The following is a 12,119-nucleotide window of genomic DNA, read 5'->3' on the forward strand; positions in this document are numbered from 1 at the left end:
CCCGCGCGGAACCCGCGCGTAACACGGCGACTCGGAGGCAGAGGAGGCGCGCGCTCACCGCGGGATCGCGCTGTGACGGCTGCTCAGCGCCTGACCGCGCCGCGCCGGGCGCTCAGCTCGCGAGCGCGCCGTCCTCGCCCGCCGACGCCTCGTGCTTGGCGATCCGCTTCGCGATCGCGTCGCGCTCGGCCCGGAGCGACGCGATGGTCGGCTTGTCCAGGCGGGGGTCGGCCAGGTCGGCGAAGGGGCTCGCGGCGCCGGTGCGCGCGGACACGAGCGCTGCGTACGCCTTCGTCGCGGCGCGGAGCTCGGCTCCCGCCCGTTCGACCTTCCGCGGCTTCGACTCCTTGTCCGAGACGAGTCGGGCGTGCTTGTCGAGGGCGTCTACCAGCGCGCGATGCGCGGCGTCAATCTTCTTGCTCATAGGCGCATTATGGCGCAGGATCGGCGCACGGCGCCGAACGCGTCCCGCACCAGCCCTCCGTGCCCCTTCGCGAGAGGCCGCTCGGGTACGCGACACGCAGGGGAGGCGTACCGGAGCGGCCTCTCGCGGGGAGGGGACGGGCGGGTCAGCGGGCGACCGGCGTGGAGACGGACGACGCGCCGGCGCTGGTGGCCACCGCGTCGAGGACTCGCTGCACGTCGAGGGCGTCGGCGAAGGTGGGCGTGACCGCCGTGCCGCCGGCGATCGCCTCGACGAGGTCGACGACCTGGTGCGTGAAGAGGTGCTCGTAGCCGATGCCGTGCCCGGTCGGCCACCACGCCGCCATGTACGGGTGCGCCGGCTCGGTGACCTGGATGCGCCGGAAGCCCTGCGCCTCCTCGGGGTCGCGGGCGTCGTAGTACTCGAGCTCGTTCATCCGCTCGAAGTCGAACGCGATCGAGCCGAGCTCGCCGTTCACCTCGATCCGGTTGGCGTTGCGGCGGCCGGTCGCGACGCGGGTCGCCTCGAAGACGCCCAGGGCACCGCCCTCGAAGGAGGCGGTGAAGGCCGCGGCGTCGTCGACGGTCACCGCGCCGCGCGGGGCGTCGGCACCGGCGCGGCCGCCGAGGCCGACCTGCTCGCTGAGCACGGGGCGCTCGGTGGTGAAGGTGCGCAGCGTCGCCGAGACCGAGGTGATGCCGCGGCCGGTCAGCCACTGGGCGGTGTCGATGCTGTGCGCGCCGATGTCGCCGAGGGCGCCCGAGCCGGCGCGCTCCTTCTGCAGGCGCCAGGTCAGCGGCGCCTCGGAGTCGGACAGCCAGTCCTGCAGGTACTGGGCGCGCACGTGGCGGATGTCGCCGAGGCGGCCCTCCTCGATGAAGCGCTTCGCGAGGGCGAGGGCCGGGGTGCGACGGTAGCTGAAGCCGCACATCGCCACCTTCCCGGAGGCGGCGGCCGCGGCGACCATCCGCTCCGCCTCCTCGACGGAGTTGGCGAGTGGCTTCTCGCACAGCACGTGCTTGCCGGCCTCGAGGGCCGCGATGGCGATCTCGGCGTGGGTGTCGCCCGGGGTGCAGATGTCGACGAGGTCGATGTCGTCGCGGGCGATGACGGCCCGCCAGTCGGTGGAGGCCTCGCTCCAGCCCAGCCGCTCGGCGCGCTCCGCGGTCGAGTCGGGGTTGCTCCCCACGAGCACGGCGAGCTCGGGGCGGAGGGGGAGGGGGAAGAAGCGGGAGGCGGTGCGCCAGGCGTGCGAGTGGGTGCGGCCCATGAAGGCGGTCCCCACCATCGCGACGCGCAGGGCTCGGTCGTTCGACATCGTCGTCCTTTCGTCGGCCGTACGACCCTGCCACGGGTCGGGGCGCGGGCGCTACCGCGCTCGGCGAGGCCGCCCCCGGGGCGACGCGCCCGGGCTGCACGGACATGAGCGCGTTCATAGGGTTCGGAGAGCGCTCTATCACGGACGGAATGTCTCAAGCGCCGCCGTCAGATGTCGCGTAATCCCGCGGATCCCAGCCCTGACGCGGTAGCAGGAAGCCCTTGGCGCGACTGGGCGATCACTCGAACCGCCTTCGAATCGGTTCAGAACTTTTGCTTGACCCGCGACGTAAGTGGAAGTAGCTTCATCCGCATGGTCACCGCAGACCCCCGCAGCACTGCTGCACAGCCTCTTCCCCGCACCTCCGACGAGTCTCAGCAGCTGCTTCTGCAGATGCGCGGCATCGTGAAGGTCTTCCCCGGCGCCCGTGCTCTCGACGGCGTCGACCTCGATGTCCGACCCGGTGAGGTGCACTGCCTCCTCGGCCAGAACGGCGCCGGCAAGTCCACCCTCATCAAGACCCTCGCCGGGGCCCACCAGCCCACCGAGGGCGAGATCCTCGTCGACGGGAACGTCGTCACGATCCCGTCCCCGACGGCGGCCCTCGCCCTGGGCATCGCGACGATGTACCAGGAGCTCGACGTCGTCGACGGCCTCTCCGTCGCCGAGAACATCTTCCTCGGCCACGAGCTCTCCCGCGGCGGCTTCACCGCCCGGGCGAAGGCCACGAGGATCACCCGCGAGCTGATGGAGCGCCTCGGCCACTCCGAGATCTCGCCGAACCGCGAGGTCGGCACGCTCTCCGCCGCCGGCAAGCAGATCGTGCAGATGGCCCGCGCCCTCTCGCACGACGCGCGGGTCATCATCATGGACGAGCCCTCCGCGGTGCTCGACTCCGAGGAGGTGGAGAACCTCTTCCACGTGGTGCGCCAGCTCACCGCCTCCGGCGTCGCCATCGTCTACATCTCGCACCGCCTCGACGAGATCCGCGCCATCGGCGACCGGATCACCGTGATCAAGGACGGCGCCACCGTCGCGCAGAACCTCGCGGTCGCCGACACCCCCACCTCGAAGCTCATCACCCTGATGACCGGCCGCGCCGTCGAGTACGTCTTCCCGGACCGCCAGGAGCTCGACGTCGAGGCCGAGACGCTGCTGAAGGTCGAGAAGCTGGGCCTGCAGGGCTCCTTCTCGGACGTCTCCCTCGAGATCCGCGCCGGCGAGGTCGTCGGCCTCGCGGGGCTGGTCGGCTCCGGCCGCTCCGAGATCCTCGAGACCATCTACGGGGCGCGCCGCGCCAGCACCGGGACGGTCAGCGTGGCGGGCAAGCGCCTGCGCGCCGGCTCCGTCACCTCGGCGGTCGACGCCGGCATCGGCCTCTGCCCGGAGGAGCGCAAGAGCCAGGGCCTGCTCCTGGACGAGCCGGTCTACCGCAACATCACCCTCTCGACCTTCGACCGCTTCGCCAAGCGCGGCTTCCTCGACGAGCGCTCCGAGCGCGCGGCGGCGGCGGAGCAGGCGGTCTCCCTCGACCTGCGGCCCTCCGGGGTCGACCGCGACGCCCGCACCCTCTCCGGAGGCAACCAGCAGAAGGCGCTCCTCGCCCGCTGGCTCGTGCGCGGCTGCCGCGTCCTGCTGCTCGACGAGCCGACCCGCGGGGTCGACGTCGGCGCACGGGCCGAGATCTACACCCTGATCAGGGACCTCGCGACCAACGGCGCCGCCGTGCTCGTGGTCTCCAGCGAGATCGGCGAGGTCCTCGGACTCTCCGACCGAGTGCTCGTGATCTCCGACGGCGCCGTGGTCCACGAGGGCCCGGCCGATTCGATCGACGAGCACCGCGTGCTCGATCTCGTCATGGAAGGAAGTGCAGCGTGAGCGGACAGCTCGACACCGCGTCGCCGTCGATCGGCGGTCCGCAGGAGGACGCCGCCCGTCACGCGTCGGCCGCGACGGGAGGCTCCTCCGGGGGCGTGCCCTCGAAGGACTCCCGCTCCGGGATCGCCCGCCTCATGCAGGGCTCCCTCGGCCGCAACGTCGGGCTGCTGCTCGCGCTGGTGATCCTCTGCATCGTCGGATTCGCGACCGCGGGGGAGCGCTTCGCCAGCGTCGACAACGTGCTCACGATCCTCCGCCTCGCCGCCGTCATCGGCGTGCTGAGCATCGGCATGACGTTCGTCATCACCTCCGGCGGCATCGACCTCTCGGTCGGCTCCGTGATGGGGCTCGCGACGGTCTGGGCGAGCACGGTCTCGACCCAGTACTACGCGGCCAACACCTCCTGGCTGGTGATCGTGCTCACCGCGGTCGTCGTCGGCCTCGTCTGCGGCCTGATCAACGGCGCGCTGATCGCCTACGGCCGGGTCGTCGCGTTCATGGCCACGCTGGCGATGCTCGTCGCCGCCCGCGGCTTCGCCGAGCTGATCTCGAACCGCCAGACGCAGGTCGTCACGGTCACGCCGTTCCTCGACTTCTTCCGCGCCGACGTGCTCGGCATCCCGGTGCTCGTGCTGATCTTCGTGGTCGTCGCCGTCGCCGGCTGGATCCTGCTCAACCGCACCACCTTCGGCCGTCGCACCATCGCGGTCGGCGGCAACCCCGAGGCCGCCCGCCTCGCCGGCATCAAGGTCCGCCGCCACACCATGTACGTCTACGGCCTCGCCGGGCTCACCGCCGGCATCGCCGCCGTCATGATGCTCGCCCGCACCACCGCCGGCAGCTCGACCAACGGCCTCCTCTACGAGCTCGACGCCATCGCGGCGGTCGTCGTCGGAGGCACGCTGCTGGCCGGCGGCCGCGGCACCATCGTCGGCACCGTGTTCGGCGTCCTCATCTTCACGACCCTGACCAACGTGTTCACGCAGAACAACATGTCGACCTCGACTCAGGCCGTCGCGAAGGGCGCGATCATCGTCGCCGCCGTCCTGCTGCAGCAGCGGTTCGCCGCCCGCGGCAGGAAGTCCTGACCCCGGGGCTCCGGCCCCGCTCCTCCACACACAGCAACCCACCCGACCACTCAGGTCACCTCTCCGCAGGACACGTGTGCCCTCGGACCCCTCGGATCGATCGAAGGAGATCACTTCCATGCCCGCACGCCCCTTCACCCGCAGCCGCCTCTCCCGCACCGCCCGACTCGGCTCGGCCGGCGTCGCCTTCGGCGCCGTCGCGCTGATGCTCACCGGCTGCATCTCGAACGCCCCGGTCGAGACCGGCAACGCCGCCTCCGGCGGGACCGCCGCCGCCGTGGCCGCCTCGGACAACGACGCCTCCGGCGACAACGTCGTCATCGGCTTCACCGCTCCCGCCGCCGACCACGGCTGGATGGGCGCGGTCAGCCGCGCCGCCATCGCCGAGGCCGAGAAGTACGACGACGTGGAGCTCCGCACCGCGGAGGGCACCAACGACGTCAACCTCCAGATCAGCCAGGTCGAGACCTTCATCAACGACGGCGTCGACGCGATCGTGCTCCTGCCGATCGACGGAGCGGCGCTCACGCAGGTCGCCACCCAGGCGATGGAGGCGGGCATCACCGTCATCAACGTGGACCGCGAGTTCTCCAGCCCCTTCGCCGCCCGGTCGACCATCCTCGGCGACAACTACGGCATGGGCGTCAGCGCCGGCACCTACATCTGCGAGGAGCTCGGCGACAACCCCGACGCCGTCGTCGCCGAGATCGCCGGCATCGACTCCCTCCCGCTGACCCAGGAGCGCAGCCAGGGCTTCTCGGACGCGCTCGAGGGCTGCGGACTCGACGTGGACAACCGCGTCGCCGCCGACTTCACCGTCCAGGGCGGAGAGCAGGCCGCGGCCAACCTCCTCCAGGCCGCGCCGAAGATCGACGCCATCTGGAACCACGACGACGACCAGGGCGTCGGCGTCCTCGCGGCGATCGACACCGCCGGACGCGACGAGTTCCTCTTCGTCGGCGGCGCCGGATCGGCCAACGTGATGCGCGCGATCGAGGCCGACGACTCCGTCGTCAAGGCCACGGTCGTCTACCCCTCGACCCAGGCCGCGGACGGCATCAAGCTCGCCCGCCTCGTCGAGCAGAACAAGTCGATGGCCGACACCAGCTCGCTCGGCGTCCCGCGCCAGATCCAGCTCTTCGCGCCGGTCGTCACCAAGGACAACGTCTCCGAGTACCTGCCCTCGGCTTTCGAGTCCTGATCGGCCCCACCAGCCCGGGTCGGCGCGGGAACCATCCCGCGCCGACCCCCACCTCGGCGCCGCCCCGGGATCACTGACGACCCGCCGCGCAGCGCCACCGGCATCCGCGAGAGGAGGAGGAGTGCAAGACACCGGCCCCAGGGCCGGACAGGAGGAGACCGGATCCGCTCAGTCGTGCGGACAGCGACGGACCCGGCCTCTGCGATGAACACCTCATTGAAGGAATCACATCACGCATGAATGGTAAGCGATCCTCGAGAAGAAGCATCAGGCGTCTTCTCGCACTCGGCATCGCCGGGATGGTGACGGTCTCCGGACTCACCGCCCTCGGCCTGCCCGCCTCGGCCCACGACGGAGTGGACCACGGTTCCGAGGGCGGAGCATCCGCTCTCGACTGGAGCAACTACGAGAAGGTCCTGCTGACGAAGAACGTCGGCGAGCCCCTCGACCTGGCCGTCCTCCCGGACAAGTCGGTCCTCCACACCGCTCGGAACGGCGAGATCCGCCACACCGACCCCAAGACCGGCACCACCCGTGTCGTCAACACGATCCCCGTGTACCAGAACTCGGAGGACGGACTGCAGTCCGTCGGCATCGACCCCGACTTCGCCGAGAACAAGTGGGTCTACCTCGTCTACGCGCCCCCCGGGAACACCCCGACCGGCGCGGCTCCGAACATGCTGCCCGAGGGCGCGACCGACAGCTACTGGGACCAGTGGAAGGGCATCAACCGCCTCTCCCGGTTCAAGTGGACCGGCTCGGGCCTCGACCTCGCGAGCGAGCAGAAGATCATCGACATCGAGACCCAGCGCGGGCAGTGCTGCCACGTGGGTGCCGACTTCGACTGGGACGCCGACGGCAACCTGTACCTCTCCACCGGCGACAACACGCCGGCGAGCGCTCCGGGTGCCGCGGGCTTCGCGCCGAACAACGACGCGCCCCGCATGAACCCGGGCTTCGACTCGCGTCGCGGCGCCGGCAACACGAACGACCTCCGCGGCAAGATCCTCCGGATCACCGTGCAGGAGGACGGCTCGTACACGATCCCCGACGGCAACCTCTTCCCGGTGGGAACCGAGAAGACCCGCCCCGAGATCTTCGTGATGGGCGTCCGCAACCCGTTCAAGATCGACGTCGACGCCGAGACGAACACCCTCTCCTGGGGCGACTACGGCCCCGACGCCACGAAGGCCGCTGCGGCCGACGGCGTCCGCGGCCCGATGGGCCTCGTCGAGTGGAATGCGACCGGACTGGACGAGCCGCACAACTCCGGCTGGCCCTACGTCCACGGACCGAACGCGCCATACAACGAGTGGAACTTCGAGACGTCGACGCCCCGCGGCTTCTTCGACCCGGAGAACCTGAAGAACAACTCGCGCTGGAACACCGGCCTCGTCGACATCCCGGACGCCAAGGCGGCGACCGTCTACTACGGCGACAACCCCGGCGACCAGCCGTTCGACGAGCTCGTCAACTTCGGGACCAGCACCGGCCAGGGCCCCATGGGCGGACCGGTGTACCACTTCGACGCGGACAACACCTCGACGTCGAAGTTCCCGGAGTACTGGGACAAGAAGACCTTCTTCGGCGAGTTCTCGCAGGACTACATCGCGGCGTTCACGCTCGATGAGGACCGCGCGGTCACGCACATCGAGGACTTCCTCCCCAACGCGGCGCTCAGCCAGGCCGCGCAGCCGATCCACGACAACCCGATGGACATGGAGTTCGGCCCCGACGGGTCGATGTACGTGATCGAGTACGGCGACGGATTCTTCCGCGCCAACCCCGACGCGGGCCTGTACCGGATCGACTACGCCGAGGGCAACAAGGCGCCGCAGGCCCGCTTCACCGCGACCCCCCTGTCCGCCTCGCAGACCCCGCTCGAGGTCACGTTCGACGCCAAGGGATCGACCGACCCCGAGGGCGACGCGCTCACCTACGACTGGGACTTCGACGGCGACGGCACCTTCGACGCCACCGGAGTGACCGTCAAGAAGACCTACACCGAGCTCGGACAGTTCACGGCCCGTCTGCGCGTCACCGACGCCAAGGGCAAGTTCAGCCTGACCTCGCGGGTCATCTCGGTCGGCAACCAGGCGCCGCAGATCCAGATCCAGACGCCCGGCAACGGCTCGTTCTTCAGCTGGGGCGACGCGATCCCCTACCAGGTGACCGGCAAGGACGCTGAGGACGGCGACCAGATCGTCAGCAGCCGCGTGGGCTGGACCTACGGCCTCGGCCACGACGAGCACGCCCACCCCGAGGTCACCGGCACCGGTGCCAAGGGAGCGTTCCCGACGTCCAAGGACTCGCCCGAGCACGGCCCCGGCGCGCTGCTGTACGGCACCGTCGTCGTGACCTACACGGACGGCGGCTTCAACGGCCTGCCCCCGGCTGCGGCCGAGGCGACGCTGCGGCTGAACCCGAAGACGCAGGAGGCGGAGCACGCCGCCCGTGAGGGCGTCCTGCCCTACGCGGACACCACCGCCAGCGGCGGCAACGCCGTCAGCGGACTCGGTGCGGGATCCTTCCTGCGCTGGGACCCGGTGAACTTCGCCAACCTGACCGGCGTCGTGGTCCGCGCCACCGGTGAGGGCACCGTCGACCTCCGCTGGAACGCTGCCGACGCAGCGCCCTTCGGAACGGCGACCATCCCCGCGGGAGCCGGCTGGAAGGACGTCCTCGTCCCCTTCGGCACCAACGTCCCCCGCGGCACCGGCTCGCTCTACGTGACCTCGCCCAGCGGCCTGTCGCTCGACTCCCTCACCTTCCAGGGTGCCGGCGCCGGTGACAAGACGGCTCCGACCGTCGCGGCGACCCTCGACCCGGCAGCGCCTGCGGGCGTCGGCGGCGTCTACAACAAGCCCGTGACCCTCGGCCTCACCGCCACGGACAACGGAGCGATCTCCACCGTCCAGTACTCCGCCGACAACGGCACGACGTGGACCACGGTCCGCGCCGTCAACGGCGCGTACACGGTCCCGTTCACCACGAACGGCGCCCGGACGATCCAGTACCGCGCCACCGACACCGGCGGCAACGTCTCGGCGGTCGGCACGGTGAAGTTCACGATCGACCTGGCCGCGGCGAACGCCCCGACCGCCGCGTCGACCACCACCGTGGCGCTCTCGGCTCCCCGCGTGACCTTCGGGGCACCCGGCGAGGCGACCGTCACGGTCACCGGTCAGGGTGGGAACCCCGGCGGAGAGGTCGTCCTCTACGAGGGCGCCACCGAGCTGGGCCGCGCGACGCTGAAGGACGGCAAGGCGACCTTCGCCCTGCCGAAGACCCTCGGCGCCGGCACCCACACCCTCCGTGCGGCGTACGGCTCGGACGCCACCTTCAAGGCCTCTGAGGGCACCGCCCGCCTGATCGTCTCGAAGGCCGCCTCGGAGCTCACCGCGACCGTCTCGCCCAACCCGGTCAAGCCGGGCGCCAGCGCGCAGGTCACGGTCGACGCGAAGTCCTCGACGGGTGTCGCCGGCACCGGTCAGGTGAGCGTGATGGTGAAGAGGAACCTCTCCACCGTCGCGATGCTCACCGGGACCCTCGACGAGAACGGGCACGTCGTGGTGACGCTCCCGAAGCTCGCGGCGGGCAGCTACAAGCTGACCGTCACCCACACCGCCACGGCGGACACCAACGCCGCGTCGGCGCTGCTGAACCTCACCGTCCAGCAGTAGCCCCCGCGCAGGGGCCGGCCGGCTCGACCGGGCCGGCCGGCCCCCCACCCCCTGCACCATCTGCCATTTCGAAGGAGAAATGATGCACCACCACCACGCATCCATCACGGCCAAGCCGATGAGCCGGCGCTCGCTGATGACGGCCCTGGCCGCATCGACCGTCGCGGTCGGCGTCGGAGCGGGAGCCCTCGCGGCGCCCGCGACGGCCGCCCCCGCGCCCTCGTCCGGATCCACGCGCCTGGTCCCGATCAACCGCATCGGCATCCAGCTCTTCAGCGTCCGCGACAAGGTCTCGTCGCTCGGCTTCCGGGCCGTCTTCGAGGAGCTCGGCCGCATCGGCTACAGCGAGATCGAGTTCGCCGGGTACACCCAGGGCAACGTCGGGGCGATCACCCCGCAGCAGATCCGCCAGCTGCTCGACGACAACGGCCTCCGCGCCGTCGGCTCGCACGTCGGCACCAACCTCCTCCGCTCGGAGCTGGGCAAGCAGATCGAGATCGCGCAGATCCTCGGCACGCCGCACCTCGGCACCGGCAACGCGCCCACCAACGTCAACACCAAGGCGGGCTACCTCGCCGCGGCGGAGGAGTGGAACAAGTGGGGCCAGCAGGTCTCGGCCGCGGGCATGAAGCTCTACCAGCACAACCACGCCGGTGAGTTCGGGTTCGCCACGGACGACCCCAAGACCCGCCTGTACGACCTCTTCTACGACAACACCGACCCGCGTCACGTGTACCTCGAGATGGACGTCTACTGGGCGTACGTCGGCAAGAAGCTCTACCCGGGCTTCGAGCCGCTCGACTACATCAAGCGCAACCCGCGCCGCTACCCGATCCTGCACCTCAAGGACGGCAAGACGAACAACGCCAACACCAACGGCTACGACATCGTCGAGTTCGGCGCGGGCAACCTGCCCTACCAGGCGTTCCTCTCGGAGCTGCGCGACCGCGGCCAGCGCTTCGGCGTCTGGGAGCAGGACACCGCTCCCACGCTGGCGACGCCGCCGAGCACGGGGAACTCCCTCGAGGCCGCTTCCCGCAGCTACTCCGCGATCGCTGCGCTCCGTGGCTGAGCGCACCCCGCGCCGCGCGCGCCGCACCGACAGCACCACCACCAGCACGACGCGCACGAGCGCACCGAGGAGAACCCCCATGAAGTGGAAGACGCCCACGGCGGTCCTCGCGGCCGCCTCCCTCGCGATGGTCGCCGCACCGTCCGCCTTCGCGGCGACGACGGACTGCACCACCGAGCTCGGGAACCAGACGATCACCGGAGACCTCAACGTCGGCGCGGGCCAGACCTGCGTGCTCGGCAACGTGACCGTCACCGGCAACGTCATCGTCGGCGACGACGCCTGGCTGGACGCCACCTCGGCGACCATCGGCGGCGACGTCATCGGCACCGACGCGTACGGCATCTCGATCGACGGCACCAGCGTCGGCGGAGACGTCGTGTCGTTCTCGGACGGCAGCCGCAACGGCTTCCTCTACCTGCGCGACCTCACGGTCGGCGGCATGGTCGAGGCCGGCGGGATCGACGTCGAGTTCAGCGACCTCTCGGTCGACGGCTCGGTCAGCACCGACGCGGCGAACTACGTCGACGTCGACCGCACCAGCGTCGGCGGCGACGCCACCTTCGCCGGCAGCGACTTCGGCGTGAACGTGCAGGGCGCCATCGTCGGCGGCTCGCTCGCCGTCACCGGCTCCTCGCGCGGCGTCCTCCTGGGCGCGAACGAGGACGGCTCGGCCTCGGCCCTCGGCAACACGGTGGGCGGGAACCTCACGCTCTCGGGCAACTCCGGCAACGTCCAGCTCGCGGGCTCGACGGTCGGCGGGCGCATCGCGCTCACCGACAACGCGCCGGCGGTCAACTTCGGCGCGGGCAACACCGCCGCCGGAGTCGACGGCACCTTCACGGGAACGGCGGCGGGCGCTGCGGCGGCCGGCGACCAGGCCGTGGCCGTCATCGTCCCCGAGGCCAACAAGGGCGAGCTGACCTGGACGCTCGAGGGCACCAGCAACCTGGTGAACCTCGGCGTCGCCGAGGAGCAGGGCGACCACTTCGCCGCCTCCGGTGAGCTCGTGCCGGTCCGCGTGACCGACACCCGCCTCAACGGCCCGGCCTGGTCGGTCACCGGCCAGCTGAGCGACTTCCGCTCCGGCGAGAAGACGTTCTCGGGCAAGCACCTCGGCTGGACCCCCGAGGTCCTGGAGAACACCGGCGGTGCCGTCGCGGGCGCAGCCGTCCCCTCCGGGTTCGACTCGGGCAACGGCCTCGCCACGCCCCGCGTCCTCGGCTCCGCCGCGGCGCAGCACCCGACCGGATCCTCGGTCCTGGGCGCCGACCTCGACCTGAAGCTCCCGCTCTCGGTCGGAACCGGCACCTACACCGCGACGCTGACGCTCACCGCGCTCGGCTAGCACCGGTGGGGCGGCCTCCGGGCCGCCCCACCCTCCCCCCGTCTCCCCGCGAGACGCCACTCCGGTCCGCCCCGCTCGGCGTGCCGCGCACCGGAGCGGCGTCCCGC

At 71.1% G+C, this 12,119-nt stretch carries 8 protein-coding genes; 6 read left to right on the forward strand and 2 right to left on the reverse strand.

Annotated elements, in window-relative coordinates:
• Positions 1 to 112: 112 nt before the first annotated feature.
• On the reverse strand, positions 113 to 424 hold the full coding sequence (locus C5D66_RS12510) for a hypothetical protein (RefSeq protein ID WP_104233529.1): 312 nt from the start codon (positions 422 to 424) through the stop codon (positions 113 to 115).
• 145 nt (positions 425 to 569) lie between these two features.
• Complete coding sequence (locus C5D66_RS12515) at positions 570 to 1,742, reverse strand: Gfo/Idh/MocA family protein (protein WP_104226598.1); 1,173 nt, start codon at positions 1,740 to 1,742, stop codon at positions 570 to 572.
• A 393-nt stretch (positions 1,743 to 2,135) separates the two neighbouring features.
• Here C5D66_RS12515 and C5D66_RS12520 point away from each other — a divergent pair, with 393 nt between their 5' ends.
• The 6 genes from C5D66_RS12520 to C5D66_RS12545 all read left to right on the forward strand — a co-directional run bounded on the left by C5D66_RS12520 (position 2,136) and on the right by C5D66_RS12545 (position 12,012).
• Positions 2,136 to 3,620, forward strand: a complete 1,485-nt coding sequence (locus C5D66_RS12520) for a sugar ABC transporter ATP-binding protein (RefSeq protein ID WP_208543410.1) — start codon at positions 2,136 to 2,138, stop codon at positions 3,618 to 3,620.
• A gap of 134 nt (positions 3,621 to 3,754) precedes the next feature.
• Positions 3,755 to 4,708 carry an ABC transporter permease gene (locus C5D66_RS12525; RefSeq protein WP_068256795.1) on the forward strand — a complete coding sequence of 318 codons (954 nt, stop codon included), beginning with the start codon at positions 3,755 to 3,757 and terminating at the stop codon, positions 4,706 to 4,708.
• Between the two features lie 118 nt (positions 4,709 to 4,826).
• On the forward strand, positions 4,827 to 5,909 hold the full coding sequence (locus tag C5D66_RS12530) for a substrate-binding domain-containing protein (RefSeq protein WP_104222461.1): 1,083 nt from the start codon (positions 4,827 to 4,829) through the stop codon (positions 5,907 to 5,909).
• A gap of 236 nt (positions 5,910 to 6,145) precedes the next feature.
• On the forward strand, positions 6,146 to 9,592 hold the full coding sequence (locus tag C5D66_RS12535; protein ID WP_146084335.1) for a PQQ-dependent sugar dehydrogenase: 3,447 nt from the start codon (positions 6,146 to 6,148) through the stop codon (positions 9,590 to 9,592).
• An 82-nt stretch (positions 9,593 to 9,674) separates the two neighbouring features.
• Positions 9,675 to 10,664 carry a sugar phosphate isomerase/epimerase gene (locus C5D66_RS12540; RefSeq protein ID WP_219813837.1) on the forward strand — a complete coding sequence of 330 codons (990 nt, stop codon included), beginning with the start codon at positions 9,675 to 9,677 and terminating at the stop codon, positions 10,662 to 10,664.
• A gap of 79 nt (positions 10,665 to 10,743) precedes the next feature.
• Complete coding sequence (locus tag C5D66_RS12545; RefSeq protein WP_104255859.1) at positions 10,744 to 12,012, forward strand: hypothetical protein; 1,269 nt, start codon at positions 10,744 to 10,746, stop codon at positions 12,010 to 12,012.
• The last annotated feature ends 107 nt before the right edge of the window (positions 12,013 to 12,119 follow it).

The sequence above is a fragment of the Rathayibacter sp. AY1B4 genome (assembly GCF_002932815.1).
In the GTDB taxonomy this organism is placed as follows: domain Bacteria; phylum Actinomycetota; class Actinomycetes; order Actinomycetales; family Microbacteriaceae; genus Rathayibacter.